The sequence below is a fragment of the Streptomyces sp. NPDC041796 genome (genome assembly GCF_055590785.1).
On record NZ_JBVJAH010000015.1, the window covers coordinates 113,946 to 140,095 of the forward strand.

Here is a 26,150-nt window from a genome sequence, read left to right on the forward strand (position 1 = left end):
CGGCGATTCTAGTCACCCGCCGGGGAGCGGACGACCGAATATCCGACCCGTAGGGGATGCCGTATGCCTGGAGTCGTAGGCGGACGGTGCCGGGGTTCGGTCTGCGGACCGATGTCCCGCGCGGTCGCGGAAACCATCATGGAGACATGACCACAGCCACCCTCCACAACGCCCCGGGCGCCACCGCCCTCGGCGCGGCACGGCACCCCGCCCACCGCCTCGGCAACGCCCTGCGCGCGATCAAGGTGTTCGCCGAAGCGGCGTTCGGGGTCGTCGTCCTCGGCGAGTTCGCCGAAGAAGCGGGCGTCAGGCGCCGCTGAGCCGACGCGCCGCTCAGCTCACGCGCCGTTGAGCCGACGCGCCGGTGGGCTCACGCGCCGCTGAGCCGACGCGCCGCTGGGCTCACGCGCCGCTCAGCTCACGCGCCGCTGAGATCCGGATCCGCGTCCTGCGCGAGCAGCTCGTCCGCGTCGACGATCCGGTACGCGTAGCCCTGCTCGGCCAGGAACCGCTGGCGGTGCGCCGCGAAGTCCTGGTCGATCGTGTCCCGTGCGACGACCGAGTAGAAGTGCGCCTGGTGCCCGTCCGCCTTCGGCCGCAGCACCCGGCCCAGGCGCTGTGCCTCCTCCTGACGCGAGCCGAAGGTCCCCGACACCTGGATGGCGACGGTCGCCTCCGGCAGGTCGATCGAGAAGTTCGCCACCTTCGACACCACCAGCACGCTGATCTCACCCTGCCGGAACGCCTCGAAGAGCTTCTCGCGCTGGGCGTTGGGCGTCTCACCCTTGATCACCGGTGCGTCCAGGTGCTCGCCCAGCTCGTCGAGCTGGTCGATGTACTGGCCGATGACCAGGATCTGCTGGCCCGCGAACTTCCGCACCAGCGCCTCCGCGACCTTCTGCTTGGTCGCCGTCGTCGCGCAGAAGCGGTACTTCTCCTCCGTCTCGGCGGTCGCGTAGGCGAGCCGCTCGCTGTCGGTGAGGTTGACCCGCACCTCGACGCAGTCGGCGGGCGCGATGTAGCCCTGCGCCTCGATCTCCTTCCACGGCGCGTCGAACCGCTTCGGCCCGATCAGCGAGAACACGTCCGACTCGCGGCCGTCCTCGCGCACCAGCGTCGCGGTCAGACCGAGGCGCCGCCGCGCCTGGAGGTCGGCGGTGAACTTGAAGACGGGGGCGGGCAGCAGGTGCACCTCGTCGTAGACGATCAGGCCCCAGTCGCGGGAGTCGAACAGCTCCAGGTGCGGGTAGACGCCCTTCCGCTTGGTCGTCAGCACCTGGTAGGTGGCGATGGTGACCGGGCGGATCTCCTTCTTCGTCCCGCTGTACTCGCCGATCTCGTCCTCGGTCAGCGACGTCCGCTTCACCAGCTCGTGCTTCCACTGGCGGGCGGAGACGGTGTTGGTCACCAGGATCAGCGTCGTCGCCTTGGCCTGCGCCATCGCGCCCGCGCCCACCAGCGTCTTCCCGGCGCCGCAGGGCAGGACGACGACGCCCGAGCCGCCGTGCCAGAACCCCTCGACGGCCTGCTTCTGGTACGGGCGCAGCGCCCAGCCGTCCTCGGCGAGGTCGATGCGGTGCGCCTCGCCGTCCACGTAACCGGCGAGGTCCTCGGCAGGCCAGCCCAGCTTGAGCAGTGTCTGCTTGATCTGGCCGCGCTCGGAGGGGTGCACGACCACCGTGTCCGCGTCGATGCGCGCGCCGACCAGCGGCTGCACCTTCTTGGAACGGAGGATCTCCTCCAGGACGGGCCGGTCGGTGGTGGTCAGGACCAGCCCGTGCGTCGGGTGCTTGGACAGCGTGAGCCGCCCGTAGCGGGCCATCGTCTCGGCGACGTCCACCAGCAGGGCGTGCGGCACGGGGTAGCGGGAGAACTCGACCAGCGCGTCGACCACCTGCTCCGCGTCGTGCCCGGCCGCCCGCGCGTTCCACAGGCCCAGCGGGGTCACCCGGTAGGTGTGGATGTGCTCGGGCGCGCGCTCCAGCTCCGCGAAGGGAGCGATGGCCCGCCGGCAGGCGTCGGCCTGCTCGTGGTCGACTTCGAGCAGCAGCGTCTTGTCGCTCTGGACGATCAGGGGTCCGTTCACGCCTCACCCTTTCCTGGCGGCCTCGGTGTGTGGCCAAACATCCAGTGTTACGCATCGGCGGCGTAAGCAGCCGGGTCGCGCTGGATGACCAACCGCACACCGGGCCCGGGAACGGGCGGCCGGCCGGTCAGAGCAGGGGGCTGTTGAACAGCGGGCCCTCGATCTGGAGGTCGGCAAGAGGCCCGCCGATGGGCGGCAGCGGGGACGCGGCGGCGGGGGTGGCGAGGGCGGTGAACAGCAGGGTGGCGCCCGTCAGCAGGAGGGCGAGACGTCGGCTCATGGCGGGTTCCTTATCCGTGGACGGCGCAAGGCGCCGGGCCCGCACCTTCCGTGGTGGTGCGGGCCCGGGGACGGAGGGGGACGGACGGTCAGAATGTGATGCCGCCGGCGAGATCGATGCCCACGGCGGCGGCCTGGGTGGTGAGCGCGGACAGGAACGCGGCGGTGGTCAGCAGGACGGTGGTGACTCGGCGCATGGGACGACCTCTTCCTGTGGTGCCGTTCGGGACGCCCGGTGGCTGCCCGCGCCGCGCCGGGGACATGCGGGAGGTCCCCCCGAGGTGGGGTATCGGTCACTCACGGGCGGTAAATCCGCCGCCCGCGCGCATGATCCGCGTCAGTTCGGGTCGTCGGCGAGTTCCGCCACACCCGTGATGCGGTGCAACGGGTACGTGCGGACCTCGTCCGCCGTGTGGTCGTACGCCGTGACGAAGCCGCCCTCCACCCGGACCGGTGCGATGACGCGCTGGCTGGCGGTGCCCTCGGCGTTGACGTAGCCGATCCAGACGGCGGAGCCGGTCATGGCGGCGGCCTGGACGGTGGCGAGGGTCTCGGCGGCGGAGGTGCGGGGCGGTTCGCCGTTCCCGCCCGTGGCGCCGTCCGGCTCCTCCTTGCGCACCACGGTCGACGCGAGGTCCCCGGCGCGGATCGCCTTCACGGCCGCGCCCAGCAGTGTCGTGTCCGGCTCGGGCGGGCCTTCGGGCACCGGCGCGGGCGCCGTGCGCGCCGGGGTGCGGTACGTGTGCGCCCGGGTGATCACGACGTCGCCCTCCACCGACTCGGCAGCCGGGGCGAAGCCCATGGACCGCAGTCCCTCCAGGAGCGTCGCCGGGTCGGCCTGCGCGGCCAGGACGGTCGGCGCGAGGCGCCGCAGCCGCAGGGCCGCCGACCGCTTGTCGGCGAGGATCTCGCCCAGCACGGCGTCGTCGTCGCAGCGTACGTAGGCGGAGGCGGCGCCCACCCGGAGGTGGCCGTGCCTCCGCGCGACGTCGTCGATGAGGTACGCGAGCGGCTGCGGAACGGGCGTCCGGGAGTGGGCCGCGAGGAAGGCGTGCAGGTCGGCCGCCGCCTGCCCGGCGTCGAGGGCGCGGCGGACGGAGGCGGGCGTGAAGCGGTACACGGTGGCGCCGCCCTTGGACTCCACGTCCGCGACCACCGCCAGCATGTCGGCGAGCGGACGCTTCAGGGGGCCGGGGGCGACGGCGGTGAGGTCCGCCTGGAGCAGGACGTGGTCGACCGGCTCGGGCAGCAGCGGCGCGAGGAGCGCGGCGGCGCCCGCGTGGCCGGCCACCGCGGCGTGGGCGGGGCGGCGGCCGTTGAACGTGTCGGAGGCCCACGCCACCGGGCCGGGGACGGTTCTCTTCAGCGCCTGGTCCGGGACCCGCCCGTGGGGCTCGGCGTCCCGCCCGTCGGGCTGCGGGGCGCGGCTGTCCACCGGGTGGTCCGTGCCGGGGGCCGGGGCGCCCGGCAGCAGGGCCCGGCCGTGGGACGAGAGGGCACCGCGGCCCGTCACGCCCAGCAGCTCCGCCTCCGTCAGCGTCCAGCTCGCCAGCCGGGCGCGCAGGTCCGCGCCCGCCTGCCCGGCGCCCCGCCCCTCCCGCAGCGGGCGCTCCCAGCGCAGCCGGGCCAGCAGCGTCTCGGGGTCCGGGGACGTCCCGGCCGGGAGCCCGGCCAGCAGCGTCAGCACCCGGCGGCGCACCTCGGGCGCGGCGCCCCGGTCGAGGTCGGGCCCGAGCGCGGCCAGCGTGCGGCCCTTGGTGTCCTGGGAGCCCACCAGGCCCGGCGTACGCGTCGCCGCCAGCCATGCCCCGGCGAGCCGCGCCCACCGCTCGGCGGCCGGCAGGCCGAGCCAGTCGTCGAACGCGGGCGTCGGCGCGTACCGTTCGTCGGCCTCCCCGTCCGAGGCGATCAGCCCCGCCGCGTACGCCACCTCCAGCCAGAACGCCGCCATCTGTTCCGTCACGTCCAGCGCCGCCGCCGTGCGCTTCAGGTCCCGTACGGACATGCCGCCCGCGCGCAGCACGGCCGGACCGCCCTCGTTCCACTCCTTCGCGAGCTCCTCGATCGTCGCGAGGGCGGTGTACGCCTGGCCCGCCGCCGTGCTGTCCACAACCTGTGGACGGTATTCGCGCGCGGGCGTGACGGCGGGCGGCACCGGCTCGGGCACCCGGTGCGCGCGCCCGGCACGCAGGTGCAGCGCCGCCTCACGCGGCAGCACCACCGTGCGTGCCGTCGCGGGCAGCAGCAGGCCCCGGTCGCGCAGCCAGCGCACCGGCGGCGCCGGGTTCGGTGTCACCTCGCCGTACGGCGGTCCCCACACCAGCCGGTCCAGCACCCCGAGCGCATCCATCGGCGCGGTGTCCAGCAGGGCGCCCATCCGCTCCCGGTCGGTGAACAGGTCCGTCAACGCGGCGACCGCCGACACCGGATCGTGTGTCGTCGGCAGTCCCGCCGTCGCGATGATCTCCTGGAGCCGGGTCGGCGACATGCCCGCCGTCGCCTCCGCGACGGTCGGGCCGAGCCCGGTGGGGGAGGGGTGCTGCGGCGACGGCGCCAGCAGTTCGCGGGCGGTCCGCACCAGCCGCAGCCGGTCGTCGTCGCCCCACAACAGGGCCTGTTCGCGCAGCACTCCGACCGCGCGCGGCAGCGCCGCCTCGATGTCCGCCTCGCCCTCGTCGCCGGCCATCAGTCCGAGCAGCACGGGATACGGCGCCGGGTCCGGCGCCACCGCGAGCGCCTCCGCGGTCTGGAGCGTGAACCGGTCGAGCCGCTCCAGCGCCCGTACGACGGAGGCGCGGGTCCCGGCCCGGGTGGCGAGCTGGGTCAGGTCGCTCGGCACGGGAACCAGCAGGTCGGGGCGGGCGCGCAGCAGCGCGGCCAGGCCCTCGTCGCCGCGGGCCCGCAGGGCCTCCGCGAGGGTGCGCGGAGCCGCCGTACCGCCCATGTCTTCGGTTCCTGCGGCCACGTGCGCCTCCCGATCGAGCTCACCGGTCCCCATCCGGACCACGTTAGCCCCTGCGCAGGCGCTAACGTCGTGACGGTGGGGATCGAGAGCGACCAGCTGGTGTTCGACTACCTGAGCCGGGTGGGTGACCTGGCCCAGCAACGGCAGCTGTCCTCGCAGACGCGGATGCGGCTCGTGTCGTCGCTGCGCAGCGAGATCGACAGCAGGCGCGCCAAGGACGACAGTCCCGGGGCGGTGCGCGGCATTCTCACCGCCCTCGGCACGCCGGACGAGGTGGTCGGCGCGGCGGCGGGCGGCGGGGCGCCGCCGGGCGCCCGGCCCTCCGTGCCGGTGCAGCGCACGCCCCGCACCCGGTTCCGCCGCCGGTCCGGGGTCCCGGACGCCCCGGAGAGCCCGCGCGCCGACGCGGGCAGCCCGCACCTCGCCGGGATGGGCGAGCTCGGCACCTCGGACGACCCGCCGGACTGGTGGCGTGTCGAGGAGGGCGCGTTCGGCGGGGACATCCTGCCGCCCGGGTTCCAGGGCGGCGTGGAGATCCCGGACATGCTCAAACCGCCGCCGAAACCGGACGAGGCCGCCGCGGACGACCCGAAGGCGGCGAAGTCCCCCGAGACCCCCGAAGCCCCCGAGGCACCCGCCGCCCCGGCGCCGGCGCGCCGCCGCCTGTCCGTGCCCCGGCTCCGGCTCGGCCACCCCATGCTGGTGGCCGCCGCGGTGCTGCTGGTGGTCGGCGTCGTCCTCGGTTCGTGGCTCGCCCTGCTCGGCGGCTGGCTCCTCGCGTACGCGTCGGGGCGCCTCAGCCGCGCGGAGGCGAAACTGGCGGTGTTCGGCCTGCCGGGTGCCGTCGCCGCGGGCACCGCGGTCTGGCTGTGGGGCCGCCTCGACGGCCGCTGGGGCGACCCGATCGCCCCGGGCGGCGACGCCATGGGCGACGCGCTCACCGCCGCCTGGCCCTGGACCCTCCGCGCGGCGGCCCTGGCCTCCGCCCTCTACCTCCTGTGGCGCGCCCGCCGGTCATGAGGCCCGGGCCCCGCCCCGGCCCCGTCCGGACCCGAGTACGCCCGCCCACGCCCACGCCCGGCCGGAACCGGCGCCGGGCACAATGGCCCCCATGCCCTCCCACGCTTCCGCACCGACGGTCGGCTTCGACCTGGACATGACCCTGATCGACTCCCGCCCCGGCATCCACGCCGCCCTCCGGGCGCTGTCCGCCGAAACGGGCGCGTGGATCGACGCCGACCTGGCCGTCACCCGCCTCGGACCGCCCCTCGAACAGGAACTCGCACACTGGTTCCCGGCCGACCGGGTCCTGGAGATGGGTGACCGCTACCGGGCGATGTACCCCACGTACGCCATCGAGCCGACCCTCGCGATGCCGGGTGCGAAGGATGCGATTCAAGCCGTTCGCGCGGCGGGCGGCCGGGCCGTCGTCGTCACCGCCAAGCACGAGCCGAACGCCAAGCTCCACCTCGCGCACCTGGACATGGAGCCCGACGCGGTGATCGGCAGTCTGTGGGCCGAGGCCAAGGCGGAGGCACTGCGCGAACACGGCGCGAGCGTGTACGTCGGCGACCACACCGGCGACGTGCGCGGCGCCCGCACGGCCGGTGCCCTGGCCGTGTCCATACCCACCGGACCGTGCGACGCGGACGAGCTGCGGGCGGCCGGCGCGGACGTCGTGCTGCCCGACCTGACGGCCTTTCCGGCCTGGTGGGACGCCTACAGGGCCGACTTGGCCTGACGGCGCTGGGCCGCGACCGAGCGCAGCACGCCGGCGCCGGCGATCAGGAAGCCGACGCCCATCAGCATGCAGACGGCGTACGCGACGGGCGGGAACGGATCGGTACCCAGGAACAGCGGGGCCACCGTGACGAGAGTGGCCACGGCACCGACGATGAACACGATCCCGCCGGCACGGACGAGACCGTCGCCGGGGGCGGTGCCGCTCGCGGGGGTTTCACTATGCATTCGGCCAGGGTAGTTCCCCGGCCGGAGGAACAGACCGGCGACGTCTTGTCATCAGCCCCTGGACCATTAGCCTTGGTCATGGCGGGCCGTGCGGCCCGCTGTAGTGCTATCCAGAGCCAGTTTTTTTATCGAGTACGAGGACGAGGACAGACGTGCCTACCGGCAAGGTCAAGTGGTTCAACAGCGAGAAGGGCTTCGGCTTTCTCTCCCGCGACGACGGCGGCGACGTCTTCGTGCACTCGTCGGTGCTCCCTGCCGGGGTCGACGCCCTCAAGCCCGGCCAGCGCGTCGAGTTCGGCGTGGTCGCGGGCCAGCGCGGTGACCAGGCGCTTTCGGTGACGGTCCTCGACCCGACCCCGTCGGTCGCGGCGGCGCAGCGGCGCAAGCCGGACGAACTGGCGTCGATCGTCCAGGACCTGACGACGCTGCTGGAGAACATCACCCCGATGCTGGAGCGCGGCCGCTACCCCGACAAGGTCCACGGCAAGAAGATCGCCGGCCTGCTCCGGGCGGTCGCCGACCAGCTCGACGTCTAGCTCTCCCGTCCCGCCTCCGGTCGCCGACCCGAGGCGGGACGCCCACGGAAGGCGGGCGCGCCGGCCGGAGCGGCCTTACGGGAAGGCCAGTGCGCCGGGCTTCAGGGGCGGTACCAGGCCCTCGGCCGCAGCGCGCGTCAGCAGGGCGCGGACCGCCGCGTAGCCGCTTTCGCCGAGGTCGGCCGTGAAGGCGTTGACGTAGAGCCCGATGTGCTGATCGGCCACGGACCGGTCCATCTCCTGGGCGTGTTCCCGTACGTACGGGCGTGAGGCCTCCGGGTCGTCCCAGGCCATACGGACCGAGGCGCGCGCCGACTCGGCGAGCAGCTTCAGCGTGCCGGAGCCCAGGGATCGCTTCGCGATGATCGCCCCCAGCGGGATCGGCAGCCCCGTGGTGGTCTCCCAGTGCTCGCCCATGTCGGCGAGGCGGTGCAGCCCGTACCGCTGGTAGGTGAACCGGGACTCGTGGATGACGAGGCCCGCGTCGACCCTGCCGTCCCGTACGGCCGGCATGATCTCGTGGAACGGCATCACCACGACCTCTCCGACCCCGCCCGGGACGACGTCCGCCGCCCACAGCCGGAACAGCAGGTACGCGGTCGAGCGTTCGCTCGGCACCGCGACCGTACGACCCGTCAGGTCCGTGCCCGCCTCGCGGGTGAGGACCAGCGGGCCGACACCGTGGCCCAGCGCGCCGCCGCACGGCAGCAGGGCGTACTCGTCCAGCACCCACGGCAGCACGGCGTACGACACCTTCAGGACGTCCAGCTCACCCCGCTCGGCCATGCCGTTGGTGAGGTCGATGTCCGCGAACGTCACATCGAGCGCGGGCGCGCCGGGGACGAGGCCGTGCGCCCAGGCGTGGAAGACGAACGTGTCGTTGGGGCACGGGGAGTACGCGATCCGCACAGGGGTCACAGGTCCTCCAGGAAGACGGTGGTGCCGAGCAGCTGGAAGGCGTGTCGCAGGGAGGCCATCGCCTCGCCGATCCGCCAGGCGGCGCGGTCGCGCGGGCCGACGGTGTTGGAGACCGCGCGGAGCTCGACGACGGGTACGCCGTGGGCGGCGGCCGCCTCGGCCACACCGAACCCCTCCATCGCCTCCGCCCCGGCACGGGGATGACGGGCGATCAGCTCGTCGGTACGGGCGGCGGTGCCGGTGACGGTCGACACGGTCAGCACGGGGGCGACGACGTGCCGCTGCCCGCCCTCGTGGAGGGCCTTGGCGATCCGGTCGGTCAGCCCGGGCGGCGGAAGGTGGACGGAACGGCCGAAGCCGAGCTCTTCGACGGTGACGTACCCGTCGGGCGTGTCGGCCCCCAGGTCGGCGGCCACGATCGCGTCGGACACGACGACCGACCCGAGGGGCGCGTGCGGCGCGAAACCGCCGCCGATGCCCGCGGAGACGACCAGGCCGTACGCGTACGGGGCGGCGGCGAGCGCGCTGGTCGCCGCCACGGCCGCGGCGGCGGGCCCGACGCCACCCGCGACCAGGTCCACGACGGCCGCTCCGCCCGTCCGGGGGCCGGCGGATGCGCCGGCGCCCGGCGCGTCGGGCGGCCCGTCCCCGTGCGCCGGGGGCCGGGGCGGGGCGGTCAGGCGGGTCAGGGCGTGGCCCGAGGGCAGGGTGCGCGCGGCGGCGGCCGCGTAGCCGTCGAGGCCGGCGGCCACGGAGTCGGACTCCGCCGCCACCGCCGTCACGACCAGGACGCGCAGGGTCAGGATTCCTTCTTCAGCTCGAAGTGCCAGATGCCCGTGAGCTTCTTGCCGCTCGTCTCGACGATGCTGATCTGCGCCGAGTTCGACGTCTCGCCGGTCTGGCTGGAGAGGAACGCGCTGGCCGGGATCGACCGGTACGTCTTCTTGTAGGGCTCCTGCTCGGCGCGCTGGCCGCCGATGAACAGCGTCCAGCCGTTCTCGGCGATCTCGGGGTCGACGCCGAAGCGGATCCGGTCGTCGGCGGAGACGGTGATGGTCTTCTCCGCCTTCTTGTCCAGGCAGGGCTGGATCTGCGACTCCTTGATCGCTTCGCCGTCGTTGTAGCAGGCCGCTTCGGCGTTGACCGAGTCGGACCCGACCGTCACGGTCGCGAGCGGGGTCGGCTTGTCGCCGCATGCGGAGAGTACGAGGAGTCCGGCGGAGACGGCACCCAGAGCGACACCGGCCCGGCGGGCCTTACCGGAAAAGAACGCAACGGTCATGGGCCGAAGGCTATACGCCGCCCCCTGTCACGCCACGCGGGGGTGCGGCGTGCCGCGCCGCGCGGCCGTCAGCAGGCCCCGTACGGTCACCGCGACGCCCAGCGCCAGGATTCCCGCCGCGACCGACATCCCGAGGGTCCCGTTCAGCGGCAGGGCGATGCCGATCGCGCCACCGACCACCCACGCCATCTGCAGCAGCGTCTCGGACCGGGCGAACGCCGACGTCCGCACCACCTCCGGCACGTCCCGCTGGATCATCGCGTCCAGCGACAGCTTCGACAGGGCCTGGGAGAGCCCCGCCACCGCGCCCAGGACCGCGACCGCGAGCCCGCCGAAGAACACCGCCGCCACGATCGCCGCCGTCATCGCGAGCGTCACCATCGCGGCGACGATCAGCTCCGGCGCCCGCGACCTCAGCAGCGCGCCGAGCGCCGTGCCGCACGCGTTGCCGACACCCGCCGCCACGCCGACGATGCCGAGCGACACGGCCGCGCTCTGCCCGGGCAGGGGGTTCTCGCGCAGCAGGAAGGCGAGGAAGAAGATCAGGAAGCCGGACAGCACCCGGTGCGCGGCGTTCGCCTGGAGGCCGTGCAGGACGGACGGGCCGACCGTCCGCAGGCTCGGTTTCCGCTCGCCGTGGGTCAGCATGTGGGCCTTGCGCTCACCCTTCGCCGAGTCCACCTTGTGCGGCATCGACAGGGCCAGCAGCGTCCCCCCGGTGAACAGCACGCACGCCCCGTACAGCGGCCACTGCGGCCCGATCTGCTGCAATCCCACCCCCACGGGCGCGGCGACGCCCGTCGCCAGCAGCCCGGCGAGAGTCACCCGGGAGTTCGCCTTCACCAGCGAGAAGCCGTGCGGCAGGAGTCTCGGTACGACGGCACTGCGCACCACGCCGTACGCCTTCGACGCGACGAGCACGCCGAGCGCTGCCGGATACAGCTCCAGGTCGCCGGTGGCGACCGCGCCGGACAGGGCGAGGGCGAGCACCACCCGGCTGCCCATCGCGCCCGCCATCGCCGCGCGGCGGCCGTGCGGGAGCCGGTCCAGGAGCGGGCCGATGACGGGGGCGAGAAGCGTGAACGGGGCCATGGTGATGGCGAGGTACAGCGCCACCCGGCCACGGGCCTCGTCGGTCGGTACGGAGAAGAAGACCGTGGAGGCGAGGGCGACGGTGATCATGACGTCGCCGGCGCCGTTCACGGCGTGCAGTTCGATCAGTTTGCCGAGACCCGATTCACCCGCGCCGTGGGCGTGCGTCGCTTTTCGGATACCGCGCGCGGTGCCCGTGAACGGCAGGTGGAGGGCACGGCCCACCCGCCGGCCCGCCCTTCGGAGCGGCCCGGCAACGTCGGACGACCTCACGGTAGCCACCCCGTCATAGTGCCCCAGCAGTCCCTTTGGCGAACCGTGATGAGGGCTACTTGGGGCGGGCAGGTGGGCGGCGGGCTGCGGAGGGGGTAGCGTGCGTAGCGCGCCACCGGCGGAAGTTCTCGGCCGCGCGCCTCTTCGGCATCCCGCAGAATGGATGACGATAGGTGTGCCCGAGACACGTCGGGCGCGGACGTCGATGCGGCCCGTTGGTCCGCTCCGCCCGCCGCCCGTACATCGCGAATCGGCCGGCGCATCTGTGAGACGGCGTAGGAGATGAGCGAGACCTGTGAGTGCTGCGACGACGCGAAGCCGTACTGCGCGTACCCCCGCCCCCGACCGCCTGTGCGCCGAGGCGGTGGACCTCGCGCGGGAGGCGGCCGCGGAGGTGGCCGCCCCCGGGGTGGTGGGCGAGCACACGGGCGTCGTCGCGGAGGGCGACCGGGTCGTCACCCACTTCTTCGAATGCCGTGAGCCCGGCTACCGGGGGTGGCGCTGGGCCGTGACGGTGGCCCGCGCGTCCCGCGCGAAGGCCGTCACCCTCGACGAGACCGTGCTGCTGCCGGGGCCCGACGCGCTGCTGGCCCCGGAATGGGTGCCGTGGAGCGAGCGGCTGCGCCCGGGCGACCTCGGCCCCGGTGACCTGCTGCCCACGGAGCAGGACGACCTCCGCCTGGAGCCCGGGTACACCGGCGAGGACGTGCCGCCGCCGAACTCGCCGGTCTCGGAGGAGATGGCCGAGCTCGTCGACTCCGAGGACGCCGACCTCGTCACCCGGACGCCCTCCCGCGGGTCCATCGCGGCCGTCGCGGAGGAACTGGGCCTGCGCCGGGCGCGGGTGCTGTCGCGGTACGGGCTGCACGTCGCGGCCGACCGGTGGGAGGAGAGCTTCGGCGCGAAGACCCCGATGGCCCAGGCAGCCCCGGCGCCGTGTGTGTCGTGCGGGTTCCTGATGCCGCTGGGCGGATCCCTGAAGCAGGCGTTCGGTGTGTGCGCCAACGAGTTCTCGCCGGCGGACGGGCACGTGGTGTCCCTGACGTACGGCTGCGGCGGCCACTCCGAGGCGGCCGTCATGCCCAAGCCGCCGCGGCCGGCCCCGCCGGTCCTGGACTCGATGGGCGCCGACGAGTTCCCCCTCCGCCCGGCCCGCGACAGCGGATCGGTCCCGCCCGTGTCGCCGGACGCCGCCTCCGAGGACCTGGGCCACAGCTAGGGCGTGTCTTCCGGCGGGTGCCGCCGGGAACACCCCACCGCGCGTCCCCCTACGGGGTGGGCGACGGAACCCGGTCGCCGCCCCAGGGAGTACCTTCGGGCTCCGTAACGACGCGCAGGGCGAGAGAGCGGAGCACGACGTGAGCGTGAGGGCGACGGCGACCGATGGGGCCGACCCGTTCGGGACCGCGCGGCTGCGGCGCGGGGTGCTCGACGCGTGGGGCGCGGGGCCCGCACGGTTCCGGGAGGACGCCAACGCCGAGGAGGACCTCGCTCTCGGCGGGTACCGCGACCGGCTGGTGGTGGAGCTCGCGCAGAACGCCGCCGACGCCGCCGCCCGCGCGGGTGTGCCCGGCCGGCTCCGGCTGACGCTGCACCCTGCGGACGCCGACGGCCCCGCCGTACTCGCCGCAGCCAACACCGGCGCGCCCCTGGACGCGACCGGCGTCGAGTCGCTCAGCACGCTGCGCGCGTCCGCCAAGCGGGAGGGCCACGAGGGCGCGGTCGGCCGGTTCGGCGTCGGGTTCGCCGCGGTGCTGGCGGTCAGTGACGAGCCGGCGATCGTGGGCCGCCACGGGGGCGTGCGGTGGTCGCTGCGCGAGGCCCGGGAGATGGCCGCCGGGGCCGCGCACGGCAGCCCCGGGCTGGGCGACGAGCTGCGCCGCCGTGACGGTCACGTCCCGCTGCTGCGCCTCCCGCTGCCCGCCGAGGGCACCGCCCCGGAGGGGTACGACACGGTGGTGATCCTGCCGCTGCGGGACGCCGCCGCCGTGGACCTGGTCGAGCGGCTGCTCGCCGGGATCGACGACGCCCTGCTGCTGACCCTCGCGGGTCTCACCGAGGTCGTCGTCGAGACGCCCCAGGGCACGCGGACGCTCACGCGCCGGCAGCAGGACGGGTACGTCCACGTCGACGACACCGACGGCGGCACACGGCGCTGGCGGACCGTCACCCACCAGGGCGCCATCGAGCCCGAGCTGCTCAAGGACCGGCCCGTCGAGGAGCGGTTGCGGCCGCACTGGGCCGTGACCTGGGCCGTGCCCGTCGACGGCGACGGCGCCCCGGTGCAGCCGCGTACCGCGCCCGTCGTGCACGCCCCGACGCCCACCGACGAGCCGCTCGGCATCCCCGCTCTGCTGATCGCGACGTTCCCGCTGGACACCACCCGCCGCCACCCGGCGCCCGGCCCGCTCACCGACTTCCTGGTGCGGCGCGCGGCCGACGCGTACGCCGAACTCCTCGCCGCGTGGCGGCCCGTGACGACGGGAACGATCGACCTCGTGCCGGGGCCGCTCGGCAAGGGCGCCCTGGACGGCGAGATCCGGGGTGCGGTCCTGGAGCTGCTGCCGCGCGTGGCGTTCCTGGCCCCGGCCGCACCGCCCGCCGGCGAGGACGAGCCGCACGCGTTGCGCCCGTTCGAGGCGGAGGTCGTCGAGGGCGCGGGCGCCGACACCGTGCGCGTCCTGGCGGAGGTCCTGCCCACGCTGCTGCCCGCCGGTCTGGAGCGCCGCACCGAGCTGCGCGCCCTCGGCGTGGCCCGCCTCTCCCTCGGCGACGCCATCGACCGGCTGGCGGGCACCGAGCGCACCCCCGCGTGGTGGCACCGGCTGTACGAGTCGCTCGCGGGCGTCGATCCCGACCGGCTGACGGGCCTTCCCGTGCCGCTCGTCGGCGGCCGGACCGCGACCGGCCCCCGGCACGTCCTGCTGCCGCTGGCGGACACCCCCACCGACCTGACCAGGCTGGGCCTGAAGGTCGCCCACCCGGACGCCGCTCATCCCATCCTGGAGAAGCTCGGCGCCCTGCCCGCCACCCCGCGCGCGGTGCTCACCACGCCGCAGGTGCGGGCGGCGGTCGCCGGGTCGCTGGACGCGGCGGAGGTGTGGGACGAGGAGGGGCTCGACGCCGAGGAGCTGGCGGACACCGTTCTCGCCCTGGTGCGCGACGCCGGTCTGGAGCCGGGCGACGAGCCGTGGCTGGGGGCGCTCGCGCTGCCCGACGATGAGGGCGAGCTCGCCCCTGCCGGTGAACTGGTGCTGCCGGGCAGCCCGTTCGCCGCCGTCATGCGTGAGGACGAACTGGCGCTGGTGGACGCGGAGCTGGCCGATCGGTGGGGCGAGCAGCCGCTCGCCGCGTGCGGGGTGCTGGCGAACTTCACCCTCCTACGGGCCACGGACGTCGTCCTGGACCCGGACGAACTGGAGCCCCGCGAGGGCGACTTCGCCGAGCCCGACGACGTCGGACTGCTGGACGCCGTCGACGTGTGGTGCGAGGACGTGCTGGACCGGCTGCCCGAGACACCGGTGCCGCCGGTCGCGACCGAGATCGTCGCCGTGCGGGACCTGGACCTGGTCGACGACGACGCCTGGCCCGAGGCGCTGGCGCTGCTCGCCCGGCCGCCGCTGCGCGACGCGCTCACCCAGCCGGTGCGGGTCCTGCTGCCGGACGGCACGACCGGGACGGTCCGCTCGTACACCGCGTGGTGGCTGCGCGACCATCCCGTGCTGGACGGCCGCCGACCGGCCGGGCTGCGGGCCGCCGGAGTGGACCCGCTGCTGGAGGGGCTGTACGACTCGGTCGACATCGCGACCGGCTTCCAGGACCCGCAGGTGCTGCGCGCCCTGGGAGTGCGGACCACCGTCGCCGCGCTGCTGGAGGAGCCGGGTGGCGCGGCCGAGCTGCTGGGGCGGCTCGCCGACCCGGACCGGGAGGTGGGCGCCGCGCAACTGCACGGCCTGTACACCGCGCTCGCCGACCTGGATCCCGAGCAGGTCACCCTCCCCGACGAGCTGCGCGCGGTCGTCGACGGCGAGGTGCGGGTGGTGGACGCGGCCGACGCGCTGATCGCCGACGCGCCCGACCTGCTGCCGCTCACCGGGGGCCGCGCGCTGCTGCCGGTGGCCCCGGCACGGGCGGCGGACCTGGCGGAGCTGTTCCAGGTGCCGAGGCTGAGCGAGGAGGTCGAGGCGGAGGTCACCACGGCCGGCGAGGAACACGACGTACCGGAGTCGGTGCACGCCCTGCTCGGTCCCGCCACCCCCGCGACGTACGTCGAGCACGAGGAGCTGCGCGCGGGAGGTGTCGAGCTGGACTGGCGCCGCACCCCGGACGGCACGGTCCACGCTGCCACCCTGGAGGGCGTCGCGGCGGGCCTGGCCTGGGCGGCGGGCCAGTGGCCGCGCCGCTTCGAGGTGGCGGCGCTGCTGGAGGACCCGTCCCGCACGGCGGAGCTGGCCCGGGACCGCTGGTTCGACTGACCCGGATCGGCGCGGTGCGGGACCGCTGGTTCGGCTGACTCAGGCCCGGCGGCGGTCCGGGGCCGCTGGTTCGGCTGACTCCCGCCCGCCGGCGGCGGGGGACCGCTGGGTTCGGCTGATCCGGATCAGGGCGGTGCGGGACCGCTGGTTCGGCTGATCCCGGCCGGGGCGGTGCGGGACCGCTGGTTCGGCTGGGGCGCGGTCCCGGATCCGGGGCTACGCCGGGAACCTGCGGTCCACCAGCCGCCACGCCAGCTCCACGAGCGCGGCGCCCGCCGCCGCGATGGCGACGGCGGCCCACGGCATCGTCGTGCCCACCAGCCGCAGCGCGAAGAAGTCCTGGAGCCAGGGCACGACGAGCACCAGCACGAACGCCCCGCCCATGACCGCGACCAGCCCGATCCGCCACCACGTGTAGGGCCGGGCGACGATCGCCAGGACCCACATCGACACCAGGAACAGCGTGAGTGTCGCCGCGCTGGTCTCGGCGCTCAGCGCGTCCGGCCCGCTGTAGTGGGCGCGGGCGAGCAGGTATGTCGTGAAGGTGGCCGCGGCGGCCACGATCCCGCCCGGGATCGCGTACCGCATCACCCGGCGGACGAAGCGGGGCCTGGCCCGCTCCTTGTTGGGCGCCAGGGCGAGGAAGAAGGCGGGCGCGCCGATGGTGAGGGTGGACAGCAGGGTGAGGTGGCGGGGCAGGAAGGGGTACTCGATGCCGCTGCACACCACCAGGATCGCCAGCAGCACGGAGTAGACCGTCTTGGTGAGGAAGAGCGTGGCGACGCGCGTGATGTTGCCGATGACGCGGCGGCCCTCGGCGACGACGGAGGGCAGGGTGGAGAAGCTGTTGTTGAGCAGGACGATCTGCGCGACCGCTTTCGTCGCCTCCGAGCCGGAGCCCATGCTGACGCCGATGTCGGCGTCCTTGAGGGCGAGTACGTCGTTGACGCCGTCGCCGGTCATGGCGACCGTGTGCCCGCCGGACTGGAGCGCCCCGACCATGTTCCGCTTCTGCTGCGGGGTGACGCGCCCGAAGACGGCTCCCTCGTCGAGGGCCTTGGCCATCTCGCCCCGCTCGGCGGGCAGCCGGCGGGCGTCGACGGTGTGCTCGGCGCCGGGCAGGCCCAGTTTGCCGGCGACGGCACCGACCGAGACGGCGTTGTCCCCGGAGATGACCTTGGCGGCGACGTTCTGGTCGGCGAAGTAGGCGAGGGTGTCGGCGGCGTCCGGGCGCAGCCGCTGTTCCAGGACGACGAGGGCGGCGGCGCGGGCGGTCGCGGTGACGTCGGGGTCGTCGAGTTCGGCGGTGACCCGCGCGAGGAGCAGTACGCGCAGTCCCTGCTGGTTGAGGTCGTCGATCTCGTCGAGGACGGGGTCGTCGTCGGGGAGGAGGACGTCGGGTGCGCCGAGCAGCCAGGTGCTGGTCTGCCCGTCGTCCTCGCTGAAGCGGGCGCCGCTGTACTTGCGTGCGGAGGAGAACGGCAGCGCCTGGGTGCACCGCCATCGCTCGTTGTCCGGGTAGGCGTCGATGATCGCCCGGAGGGAGGCGTTCGGACGGGGGTCGGACTCCCCGAGCGCGCCGAGGACCGTGCGTACGTACGCCTCGTCCGTCCCGTCCAGGGCGCGCAGCTCGGTGACGTCCATGCCGCCCTCGGTGAGCGTGCCGGTCTTGTCGAGGCACACGACGTCGACGCGGGCGAGCCCTTCGATGGCGGGCAGCTCCTGCACGAGGCACTGTTTGCGGCCGAGCCGGATGACGCCGATGGCGAAGGCGACGGAGGTGAGGAGGACCAGGCCCTCGGGGATCATCGGCACGATGCCGCCGACGGTCCGTGCGACGGAGTCCTTGAAGTCGACGTCCTTGACGACGAGCTGGCTGATGATGAGCCCGATCGCGGTCGGCACCATCATCCACGTGACGTACTTGAGGATCGTGGAGATGCCGTTGCGCAGCTCGGAGTTGACGAGGGTGAAGCGGGACGCCTCTTCGGCGAGCTGCGCCGCGTACGCCTCGCGCCCCACCTTGGTGGCGGTGAACGCCCCGCCGCCCGCGACGACGAAGCTGCCGGACATGATCGGGTCGCCGCGTTTCTTCACTACGGGGTCGGCCTCGCCGGTGAGCAGTGACTCGTCGATCTCCAGGCTGTCGGCCTCGGCGACCTCGCCGTCGACGACGGCCTTGTCGCCGGGCCCGAGTTCGATGCAGTCCCCGAGGACGATCTCCGACATGTGGACCTCGGTGGACACCCCGTCCCGCCGGACGGTGGGCCTGGTCTCGCCGATGACGGCGAGGGAGTCGAGGGTCTTCTTGGCGCGCAGCTCCTGGATGATGCCGATGCCGGTGTTGGCGACGATGACGAACCCGAACAGGCTGTCCTGGATCGGGGCGACGATCAGCATGATCACCCACAGGACGCCGATGAGCGCGTTGAAGCGGGTGAAGACGTTGCCGCGGACGATGTCGGCGGTGGAGCGGGAGCTGCGGACGGGGACGTCGTTGACCTCGCCCCGCGTGACCCGTTCGGTCACCTCGGCGGCGGTCAGACCCTGCGGCCGGTGCCGGACGGGTGGGGGTACGGGGTGGACGGGGTCGAGTTCGGCTCCGGCGTCGATCAGGGGTCGTCCCTGAGCGGTGCCGTCGGGGTCCCCTGTCTCGATCTTCGCCCGCTGCGTCATGTTTCCGACGGTACGGCCGTCCTCGCGCCCGCACACCGCGAGCGGCGGGAAGATCCGCCCCTGGTACGACGGGATTGGTGCCCGGGCCGTACGCCGGGGTCAGTCCGTGTCGCCGGACCGCGGCCCGGCCGCCGCCGCCCGCTTGAGGGCGGCGTCGCGCCTGCGGACGTACCAGATGCCGATCAGTCCGAGCCCGGCGCCCGCGAGGCAGGTCCACACCCACCAGGTGAGGTCGCGGTCGGCGAACCAGCCGTAGAAGGGGACCTGCACCAGGAAGAGGACGAACCAGATGATCGTGCCGCCGGTGATGGTGGCGACGACGGGCCCCTCCAGGGGCTCGGGTGCCTCGTGCTTGGGGGTCCACTTCGCCATGCGCACAGTGTAGGCGGGGGTTCGGGGGCGGCTCTCGGCCCTTGCGCGGGCGGGCTCTACGCGCGGAGATACCGATCTTCGCATGATGCGTTCATACTGAAACAGCTTGTGTCTGACTGGTTTTCTTAGTGTGAATGACCAAATACGACCGGTCATGACCCCACCCCCGCCCCCGCATCATGAGGTTTCCGCATGCCCTCCTCGGCCACCGCGCTGGCGGACGCCGGCGCCCAGCCGCCGTCGCCCCAGCAGCCGACCAGCGGCCGCCTGGACCGCTTCTTCAAGATCTCGGAGCGCGGCTCCACGGTCGCCCGGGAGGTACGCGGCGGTTTCGCGACCTTCTTCGCGATGGCCTACATCATCGTGCTGAACCCGATCATCCTCGGCAGCGCCAAGGACATGTACGGGCACCAGCTCGACAGCGGCCAGCTCGTGACGGCCACCGTGCTGACCGCCGCGTTCTCGACGCTGCTCATGGGCGTCATCGGCAACGTGCCGATCGCGCTCGCGGCGGGTCTCGGCGTCAATACGGTCGTCGCCCTCCAGCTCGCGCCCCGCATGTCGTGGGCGGACGCCATGGGCATGGTCGTGCTGGCCGGCGTCGTGGTGATGCTGCTGGTGGCGACGGGCCTGCGCGAGCGGGTGATGAACGCGGTGCCGATCGGGCTGCGCAAGGGCATCGCCATCGGCATCGGCCTGTTCATCATGCTGATCGGCCTCGTCGACTCCGGCTTCGTCTCCCGCATCCCGGACGCCGCCCACACCACCGTGCCGCTCCAGCTCGGCGCCGACGGTCACCTCGGCGGCTGGCCGGTCCTGGTCTTCGTCCTGGGCACGCTGCTGACGCTGGCGCTGATCATCCGCAAGGTGCCGGGCGCGATCCTCATCTCGATCGTCGTCATGACGATCGTCGCCATGGTCATCAACGCGGTGGCGACCATCCCCTCCTGGGGCCTGACCACGCCCAAGTGGCCCGGCAACCCGGTCGCCACCCCCGACTTCGGGCTCGTCGGAGAGGTCAGCCTGTTCGGCGGCTTCGAGAAGGTCGGCCTGCTGACCGGCTCCCTGTTCGTCTTCACCGTGCTGCTGTCCTGCTTCTTCGACGCGATGGGCACGATCCTGGGCGTCGGCGACGAGGCCAAGCTGATGGACAAGGACGGCAACTTCCCCGGCATCAACAAGGTGCTCCTGGTCGACGGCCTGGCCGTCGCCTCCGGCGGCGCCACCTCCTCCTCGGCCACCACCTGCTTCGTCGAGTCCACGGCGGGCGTCGGCGAGGGCGCGCGCACCGGCCTCGCGTCGGTCGTCACGGGCGGCCTTTTCTCGGTGGCCCTCTTCCTCACTCCGCTCGCCACGATGGTCCCCTCCCAGGCCGCCACGCCCGCGCTCCTGGCGGTGGGCTTCCTGATCCTGGCCGGGTCGGTGAAGGACATCGACTGGAGCGACTTCACCATCGCGGTGCCCGCGTTCCTGGCGATGGTGATGATGCCGTTCACGTACTCGATCACCAACGGCATCGGTATCGGCTTCATCGCCTTCAGCGTCCTGCGCCTGGCGGCCGGGCGCGGCCGTGAGGTCCCGGCGGCGATGTACGTCGTCTCGGCGGTCTTCGCCTTCTCTTACGTGATGCCGTCGCTGGGCCTGACGTAATGCCCCCGGGGCACCGCCCCGCCCCCCGGTAGGCCCGGCCCGTGACCCCCACGGCCGGGCCGCCCGCTTTCCCGGGCGGCCGTCACGCGCCGCGTGGGCCGTAGAAGCGGTTCGTGCGGTCGACCGCCGTTTCGAGACGTTCGTCGAAGTCGTCGCGGATGAGCGTCCGGACGACGTAGTCCTGGACGCTCATGCCGCTTCGGGCGGCATGACGCCGGACCCTGTCGAGCAGCTCTCCGTCTATCCGCAGGCTGAGCACCGTCGATCCCATGCCGCCCAGACTCGCCGCCCCTTCCCGCCCTGCGCGTCACTTTTCGGCCTGCTCTCACTCGTACGGGTGACACGTACCACTCCCTGCCTACCGGGTGGTATTTAGCCTGGGTAATGAGTTACGCTAAATACATGCCTGACCTCTCCCACGGCGACCCCGCGGACGCGGCCGCCGTGAACGCCCTGCGCTCCGCCGTCATGCGGCTGGGCCGACGCCTCAAGCACCAGCGCGTCGACGAATCGCTGAGCCCCACCGAGATGTCGGTGCTCGGCACCCTCGCCCGCTGCGGTTCCGCCACCCCCGGTGAGCTGGCCCGCAAGGAGCACGTCCAGCCGCCGTCGATGACGCGCATCGTGGCGCTGCTCGAAGCAAAGGGACTGGTCCGGCTGGAGCCGCACCCCGACGACCGCCGGCAGAAGGTCGTCAGCCAGACCGAGACGGCCGAGGCCATGCTCGAGGAGTCCCGCCGCAAGCGGAACGCCTGGCTGGCCACCCTCGCCGAAGGTTTGGACGAGGACGAGTGGGCAAAGCTGCGTGCTGCCGCACCCGTGCTGGAGAAGCTCGCGCATCTGTAGACCGACGCACCAAGGAGGCGACCTCTTTTGAGTACGGGACCCGGAGCACTCTCCGCACCCGCACACAACCCCAACGACGACACGAAGACCCGCAACGGGACCTTCTCCTCGCTCAAGGTCCGCAACTACCGGCTTTTCTTCACCGGGGCCATCGTCTCCAACACCGGTACCTGGATGGCCCGTATCACCCAGGACTGGCTGGTCCTCAGCCTCACGGGCTCCGCCGCCGCCGTCGGCATCACGACGGCGCTGCAGTTCCTGCCGATGCTGCTGTTCGGCCTGTACGGCGGCGTGATCGCCGACCGCTACCCCAAGCGCACCCTGCTGATGCTCAGCCAGGGCGCCCTCGGCCTGTGCGGTCTCGCCCTCGCCGTCCTCACCCTCTCCGGCCACGTCCAGGTCTGGCACGTCTACCTGATCGCGTTCCTGCTCGGCATGGTCACGGTCGTGGACAACCCGGCCCGCCAGTCCTTCTACTCCGAGCTGGTCGGCCCGGCCCACGTCCGCAACGCCGTCAGTCTGAACTCGGCCAACTTCCAGTCGGCCCGACTCGTCGGCCCCGCCGTCGCGGGCGCGCTCATCGCGTCGGTCGGCAGCGGCTACGCCTTCCTGGTCAACGGCCTGTCCTTCCTCGCCCCGCTCACCTCCCTCCTCCTCATGCGCGGCAGCGAGCTGCACCAGGTGGAGCGGGCCCCGCGCGGCAAGGGGCAACTGCGCGAAGGGCTCCGGTACGTCGCCGGCCGCCCCGAGCTGATCTGGCCGATCGCCCTGGTGGGCTTCGTCGGCACCTTCGGGTTCAACTTCCCGATCTGGCTGACCGCGTTCTCCGACGACGTCTTCCACGCCGGAGCGGGGACGTACGGCTTCCTCAACACGATCATGGCCGTCGGCTCCCTCATCGGTGCCCTGCTGGCCGCCCGGCGCGGTACCTCCCGGCTGCGGCTGCTGGTCGGCGGCGCCGTCGCCTTCGGCGTGCTGGAGATCGCCGCCGCGCTCTCCCCGTCCTTCTGGCTGTTCGCCCTGCTGCTGGTCCCGATCGGCATGTTCGGCCTGACGGTCAACGTCACCGCCAACTCCTCGGTCCAGCTCGCGACCGACCCCGTGATGCGGGGCCGGGTGATGAGCCTCTACATGATGGTGTTCGTCGGCGGTACGCCGGTGGGCGCGCCCCTGCTGGGCTGGGTCACCGACACCTACGGCGCCCGCGCCGGCTTCGCCACGGGCGGCGCCGTCTCCCTGGTCGCCGCCGTGGTCATCGGGCTGGTGCTGGCCCGTGTGGGCGGGCTGCGCCTGAAGGTCGAGATGCACGGCCGCCACCCGCATGTGCGGTTCGTCCCGCGCGAGCGGCTGGCGACGGCGGCGTAACGGCGAGAAGGGGCCCGGACCCGGGCGTCCGGGCGCCCCTCGTCACACCCGCCGCGCCAGCACCTGTCCCGGCCAGTCGCCGACCGTGTAGGCCTCCGTGGGCGTGAAGCCGTTGCGTACGTAGTAGTCGACGAGCCGCCCCCCGCCGCCCGCGAAGCAGTCCACCCGCAGCAGCGAGACGCCCCGCCGCCGGGCCTCCCGGACCGCGTGCGCCAGCAGCGCGCTGCCCACGCCCCGCCCGTGGAACCGGCCGGCGGTGGCCAGGAAGCGTACGTACAGCTCCGGCTCGTCGGCCGGGGCGACATCGGGGCCGGGGTACGGCGTCAGCGTGAGCGCTCCGGCCGGTACGCCGTCGATCTCGGCGATCCACGGCGAGCCCTCGGTGACCGTCTCGTGCAGGCGCCGCACGGCCCGGGGCCTGGACGACCACGGCTCGGTGCCCCACTGGTCGCTGATGCCACGCTCGTTCAGCCAGACGACCGCGTCGTCCAGCATGGCGAGTATCGCGGGGATGTCGTCCGCCCCGCCCTCTCTGATCTCCGTCGTGTTCACAGGGTCCACAGGCCGAGAATACGGGGCGATACGTGGCGTGGATCATGCCAGACTCGCGGTATGAGGCTTTTCGCTGCCGTGCTGCCGAGCCAGGTGGCCGTGGACGAACTGGCGGACGAGATCCACCGGTTGAGGGCTCTGCCCGGCGCCGGCCACCTCCGCTGGACGGGGCGTGAGGGCTGGCACTTCACGCTCGCGTTCATGGGGGAGGTGGACGAGCGGCTGGTGCCGGAACTGCGGACCCGGCTCGCCCGCGCCGCGCACCGCACCGAGCCCTTCCCGCTGCGGTTCCACGGGGGCGGCCGGTTCGGCCGGCGCGTCCTGTGGGCGGGGGCGGCGGGGGGACTGGACGAGATGCGACTGCTCGCCGAACGCGCGGACGCGGCCGCCCGGCGCTCAGGCGTCCCGATGGACGAGCACCGTCGCTACACGGCCCACCTGACGGTGGCCCGCAGCCGTGACGACGCCACCGACCTGCGCCCGTTCGTCGAGCGGCTCCAGCCCTTCGATGGCTCCCGCTGGGACGTGACCGAGCTCGCCCTCGTACGCAGCCACCTCCCTGGCGGCGGCGAAGCGGGCCGGGGACCGCGTTACGAGACGGTCGGGTCCTGGTCCCTCGGAGGGGCCGGTTAACCTCGAAGGGTGGACCCGAAGACGCGAAACCGGATCATGGCCGGTGTGCTTGTACTGATGTTCGTGATGATCGCCGCGGCGGCCGCGCTCGGCTGACCGAGCGACGGCCGCGCGGCCGCGTCCGTGGACGGGTCACCAGGCGAAGGCCTCCGGGGACGGCCCGGGACCCGGGAAGATCGCGTCCAGCTCCGCCAGGACCTCGTCCGACAGCTCCAGCTCCACGGCCCGCAGCGCGGACTCGAGCTGCTCGGCGGTACGCGGGCCGACGATCGGCCCCGTCACCCCCGGCCGGGACAGCAGCCAGGCCAGGGCCACCTCGCCCGGCTTGAGGCCGTGCTTGTCGAGGAGGTCCTCGTACGCCTGGATCTGGAGGCGCACGTCCGTGTTGGCGAGCGCGTCCGCCGAACGGCCGCTGGTGCGGCGCGCACCCTCGGTGTCCTTCTTGATCACCCCGCCGAGCAGTCCGCCGTGCAGCGGCGACCAGGGGATGATGCCGACGCCGTAGTCCCGCGCGGCCGGGATGACCTCCATCTCGGCGCGGCGCTCGGCCAGGTTGTACAGGCACTGCTCGCTGACCAGCCCGACCATGCCGCGCCGGTCGGCGATCTCATTGGCCTGGGCGATCTTGTAGCCGGGGAAGTTCGAGGATCCCGCGTAGAGGATCTTGCCCTGCTGGATCAGGACGTCGATGGCCTGCCAGATCTCCTCGAACGGCGTGTGCCGGTCGATGTGGTGGAACTGGTAGAGGTCGATGTAGTCGGTGTTGAGCCGCTTGAGGCTGCCGTCGACGGCGCGCCGGATGTTCACGGCGGAGAGCTTGTCGTGGTTGGGCCAGACCCGTCCGTCGGTGCCCATGTTCCCGTACACCTTGGTGGCGAGCACGACCTTGTCCCGGTCGCCGCCCCGGGCGAACCAGGAGCCGATGATCTCCTCCGTGCGGCCCTTGTTCTCGCCCCAGCCGTACACGTTGGCGGTGTCGAAGAAGTTGATGCCGGCGTCGATCGCGGCGTTCATGATGGCGTGACTGCCGGCCTCGTCGGTCTGGGGCCCGAAGTTCATCGTGCCGAGGACGAGTCGGCTGACCTTGAGTCCGGTGCGTCCGAGCTGCGTGTACTTCATGGTCGTACAGCCAACGCCTTCGAGAGCGCTCGAAGCAAGGGGGCGCTGCGGGGCGGCGCGGTCGCGCGTCAGTCGCGGGGGAGCCGGAGGTGTCGAGGACGAGCCCGACGGGGGTGTCAGTGAGGTCGATGGGCTCGCCGAAGTCGAACCGAGCGTCCGCGGTGTACTCCTCGCCCTTCGGATTGGTGTGGAGGACGCCCCTGCCGGTGTAGGGGTCGACGATGAGGTACACGGGCACCTTGGCGGCGGCGTAGGCGGTCTTCTTGGGCCCGTAGTCGTTCATGCCGGTGTTGCGGGAGACGACCTCGGCGACGAACTCGACATCCTCGTGCCGCCACAGCCCTTTGTCGGTCATCGCCGCATCTTCGGCGAGCAGGGTCACATCAGAGGCAAGGCCGTTGAGGTACCCCGGGTAGTCGATGCGGACGTCGGACTTGAGTCGCTGCCTGGGGTGCTCCGTCCGTGGCTGGTTGAGGTGCGCGGCTGCATGCGATCACGCGGCCGACCCGCCGGTGGCGACAACTTGCCGATTGCGGAGGTCACGCCCCGCCCAGCCACCCCGCCGCGTCGAGCCGGAAGGCGTCGGCGGGGACCACGGTCCGCAGCGCGTCCTCCATGTCCCGGACCCGCTCCGCCCCGAGGGTGCCGGCCCATTCGCGGTGCAGCTCGTCGAAGATCGCGGCCGAGCGGGTGAGGGCGTCCAGCCCGTGCGGGGTGAGCCGGACGAGCTTGCGGCGGGCGTCGGCGGGGTCGTCGGCGCGCTCGGCGTACCCGAGGGTGACGAGCCGGTCCACGGTCTTGCCGGCCGCCTGCTTGGACACCCCGAGCCGCCGCCCCACTTCGCTGGCGGTCGCCCCGGTCACGCCGATGGCCTGCATGGCGAACCCGTACGCGGGGCGCACGTCCGGGTGGCCCTGGCGGGCGAGTTCGGCGTGGAGCTGGTCGATGAGGGTGCGGAAGCCGGCGAAGAGGAGCAGGGGCAGCTCGTACCCCTGGCCGTTGCCCTTGACCGAATCGACAACCTGATTTACCTTCTTGTCGTCAACCATGTTGTCCATCTTAG

The 26,150-nt window shown here is 73.1% G+C and carries 24 protein-coding genes and 1 pseudogene; 10 read left to right on the forward strand and 15 right to left on the reverse strand.

From position 1 onward, the window contains the following. Positions 1-146 precede the first annotated feature (146 nt). Entirely contained in the window at positions 147-320 is a 174-nt protein-coding gene (locus ACZ6C1_RS27760) for a hypothetical protein (RefSeq protein WP_469244304.1), read from the forward strand. 98 nt (positions 321-418) lie between these two features. Here ACZ6C1_RS27760 and ACZ6C1_RS27765 read toward each other — a convergent pair whose 3' ends face one another. The 3 genes from ACZ6C1_RS27765 to ACZ6C1_RS27775 all read right to left on the reverse strand — a co-directional run bounded on the left by ACZ6C1_RS27765 (position 419) and on the right by ACZ6C1_RS27775 (position 5,363). Then, entirely contained in the window at positions 419-2,086 is a 1,668-nt protein-coding gene (locus tag ACZ6C1_RS27765) for a DNA repair helicase XPB (RefSeq protein WP_469244306.1), read from the reverse strand. A 127-nt stretch (positions 2,087-2,213) separates the two neighbouring features. Further along, entirely contained in the window at positions 2,214-2,366 is a 153-nt protein-coding gene (locus tag ACZ6C1_RS27770; RefSeq protein ID WP_469244308.1) for a hypothetical protein, read from the reverse strand. Positions 2,367-2,702: 336 nt separating this feature from the next. Continuing rightward, a complete protein-coding gene (locus tag ACZ6C1_RS27775; RefSeq protein WP_469244309.1) occupies positions 2,703-5,363 on the reverse strand; it encodes a helicase-associated domain-containing protein in 2,661 nt (886 codons plus the stop codon). A 42-nt stretch (positions 5,364-5,405) separates the two neighbouring features. Between ACZ6C1_RS27775 and ACZ6C1_RS27780 the strand changes: the two genes are divergently transcribed. Further along, complete coding sequence (locus ACZ6C1_RS27780) at positions 5,406-6,350, forward strand: hypothetical protein (protein WP_469244310.1); 945 nt, start codon at positions 5,406-5,408, stop codon at positions 6,348-6,350. 82 nt (positions 6,351-6,432) lie between these two features. Then, positions 6,433-7,071: an HAD family hydrolase gene (locus ACZ6C1_RS27785; RefSeq protein WP_469244312.1), complete on the forward strand. Its 639-nt coding sequence runs from the start codon at positions 6,433-6,435 to the stop codon at positions 7,069-7,071. On the opposite strand, the gene ACZ6C1_RS27790 is transcribed toward ACZ6C1_RS27785, so the two are convergent. Beyond that, positions 7,050-7,298 (reverse strand): hypothetical protein, encoded by a 249-nt coding sequence (locus ACZ6C1_RS27790; protein ID WP_469244314.1) that lies wholly within the window; start codon positions 7,296-7,298, stop codon positions 7,050-7,052. The genes ACZ6C1_RS27785 and ACZ6C1_RS27790 overlap by 22 nt on opposite strands. Positions 7,299-7,450: 152 nt before the next feature. On the opposite strand from ACZ6C1_RS27790, the gene ACZ6C1_RS27795 reads away from it, so the two are divergent. Continuing rightward, a complete protein-coding gene (locus ACZ6C1_RS27795; RefSeq protein WP_031073201.1) occupies positions 7,451-7,834 on the forward strand; it encodes a cold-shock protein in 384 nt (127 codons plus the stop codon). Positions 7,835-7,909: 75 nt separating this feature from the next. On the opposite strand, the gene ACZ6C1_RS27800 is transcribed toward ACZ6C1_RS27795, so the two are convergent. Genes ACZ6C1_RS27800 through ACZ6C1_RS27815 form a run of 4 tightly spaced genes read right to left on the reverse strand, consistent with a single transcriptional unit; the run spans position 7,910 to position 11,408 of the window. Beyond that, positions 7,910-8,752, reverse strand: a complete 843-nt coding sequence (locus tag ACZ6C1_RS27800; RefSeq protein WP_469244316.1) for a 1,4-dihydroxy-6-naphthoate synthase — start codon at positions 8,750-8,752, stop codon at positions 7,910-7,912. Continuing rightward, entirely contained in the window at positions 8,749-9,549 is an 801-nt protein-coding gene (locus ACZ6C1_RS27805) for a futalosine hydrolase (protein WP_469244406.1), read from the reverse strand. Before ACZ6C1_RS27805 ends, ACZ6C1_RS27800 begins: the two co-directional genes overlap by 4 nt. 2 nt (positions 9,550-9,551) lie before the next feature. Further along, the gene (locus ACZ6C1_RS27810; RefSeq protein WP_469244318.1) at positions 9,552-10,034 is read right to left on the reverse strand and encodes a DUF2771 domain-containing protein; all 483 of its coding nucleotides are present in this window, start codon (positions 10,032-10,034) and stop codon (positions 9,552-9,554) included. 27 nt (positions 10,035-10,061) lie between these two features. Beyond that, on the reverse strand, positions 10,062-11,408 hold the full coding sequence (locus ACZ6C1_RS27815) for an MFS transporter (protein WP_469244320.1): 1,347 nt from the start codon (positions 11,406-11,408) through the stop codon (positions 10,062-10,064). 286 nt (positions 11,409-11,694) lie between these two features. Here ACZ6C1_RS27815 and ACZ6C1_RS27820 point away from each other — a divergent pair, with 286 nt between their 5' ends. Continuing rightward, positions 11,695-12,618: a DUF3027 domain-containing protein gene (locus ACZ6C1_RS27820; RefSeq protein ID WP_469244322.1), complete on the forward strand. Its 924-nt coding sequence runs from the start codon at positions 11,695-11,697 to the stop codon at positions 12,616-12,618. 139 nt (positions 12,619-12,757) lie between these two features. Next, the gene (locus ACZ6C1_RS27825) at positions 12,758-15,874 is read left to right on the forward strand and encodes a sacsin N-terminal ATP-binding-like domain-containing protein (RefSeq protein ID WP_469244324.1); all 3,117 of its coding nucleotides are present in this window, start codon (positions 12,758-12,760) and stop codon (positions 15,872-15,874) included. A gap of 216 nt (positions 15,875-16,090) precedes the next feature. On the opposite strand, the gene ACZ6C1_RS27830 is transcribed toward ACZ6C1_RS27825, so the two are convergent. Together ACZ6C1_RS27830 and ACZ6C1_RS27835 are read right to left on the reverse strand one after the other, a co-directional pair. After that, positions 16,091-18,550 carry a cation-translocating P-type ATPase gene (locus ACZ6C1_RS27830; protein WP_469244325.1) on the reverse strand — a complete coding sequence of 820 codons (2,460 nt, stop codon included), beginning with the start codon at positions 18,548-18,550 and terminating at the stop codon, positions 16,091-16,093. Positions 18,551-18,649: 99 nt separating this feature from the next. Then, a complete protein-coding gene (locus ACZ6C1_RS27835) occupies positions 18,650-18,922 on the reverse strand; it encodes a DUF2530 domain-containing protein (RefSeq protein WP_469244327.1) in 273 nt (90 codons plus the stop codon). Between the two features lie 192 nt (positions 18,923-19,114). Here ACZ6C1_RS27835 and ACZ6C1_RS27840 point away from each other — a divergent pair, with 192 nt between their 5' ends. Then, positions 19,115-20,572, forward strand: coding sequence for an NCS2 family permease (locus ACZ6C1_RS27840; RefSeq protein WP_469244329.1), 1,458 nt, complete (start codon positions 19,115-19,117; stop codon positions 20,570-20,572). Positions 20,573-20,654: 82 nt separating this feature from the next. On the opposite strand, the gene ACZ6C1_RS27845 is transcribed toward ACZ6C1_RS27840, so the two are convergent. After that, positions 20,655-20,843, reverse strand: a complete 189-nt coding sequence (locus ACZ6C1_RS27845; RefSeq protein WP_469244331.1) for a ribbon-helix-helix protein, CopG family — start codon at positions 20,841-20,843, stop codon at positions 20,655-20,657. 131 nt (positions 20,844-20,974) lie between these two features. On the opposite strand from ACZ6C1_RS27845, the gene ACZ6C1_RS27850 reads away from it, so the two are divergent. Both ACZ6C1_RS27850 and ACZ6C1_RS27855 read left to right on the forward strand, forming a co-directional pair. Next, positions 20,975-21,418, forward strand: a complete 444-nt coding sequence (locus tag ACZ6C1_RS27850) for a MarR family winged helix-turn-helix transcriptional regulator (protein ID WP_469244333.1) — start codon at positions 20,975-20,977, stop codon at positions 21,416-21,418. A 27-nt stretch (positions 21,419-21,445) separates the two neighbouring features. Then, positions 21,446-22,783, forward strand: a complete 1,338-nt coding sequence (locus ACZ6C1_RS27855; protein ID WP_469244335.1) for an MFS transporter — start codon at positions 21,446-21,448, stop codon at positions 22,781-22,783. Positions 22,784-22,825: 42 nt separating this feature from the next. Here ACZ6C1_RS27855 and ACZ6C1_RS27860 read toward each other — a convergent pair whose 3' ends face one another. Further along, complete coding sequence (locus ACZ6C1_RS27860) at positions 22,826-23,278, reverse strand: GNAT family N-acetyltransferase (RefSeq protein WP_469244408.1); 453 nt, start codon at positions 23,276-23,278, stop codon at positions 22,826-22,828. A gap of 117 nt (positions 23,279-23,395) precedes the next feature. Between ACZ6C1_RS27860 and thpR the strand changes: the two genes are divergently transcribed. Further along, complete coding sequence (thpR, locus tag ACZ6C1_RS27865; RefSeq protein WP_469244336.1) at positions 23,396-23,968, forward strand: RNA 2',3'-cyclic phosphodiesterase; 573 nt, start codon at positions 23,396-23,398, stop codon at positions 23,966-23,968. A 132-nt stretch (positions 23,969-24,100) separates the two neighbouring features. Here thpR and ACZ6C1_RS27870 read toward each other — a convergent pair whose 3' ends face one another. The 3 genes and pseudogenes from ACZ6C1_RS27870 to ACZ6C1_RS27880 all read right to left on the reverse strand — a co-directional run bounded on the left by ACZ6C1_RS27870 (position 24,101) and on the right by ACZ6C1_RS27880 (position 26,136). After that, positions 24,101-25,087 (reverse strand): aldo/keto reductase, encoded by a 987-nt coding sequence (locus ACZ6C1_RS27870; protein WP_469244338.1) that lies wholly within the window; start codon positions 25,085-25,087, stop codon positions 24,101-24,103. A gap of 103 nt (positions 25,088-25,190) precedes the next feature. Beyond that, positions 25,191-25,532: pseudogene (locus tag ACZ6C1_RS27875) on the reverse strand (Uma2 family endonuclease); the annotation flags it as partial. Between the two features lie 94 nt (positions 25,533-25,626). Then, positions 25,627-26,136 (reverse strand): MarR family winged helix-turn-helix transcriptional regulator, encoded by a 510-nt coding sequence (locus ACZ6C1_RS27880; protein WP_469244340.1) that lies wholly within the window; start codon positions 26,134-26,136, stop codon positions 25,627-25,629. Between the last annotated feature and the right edge of the window lie 14 nt (positions 26,137-26,150).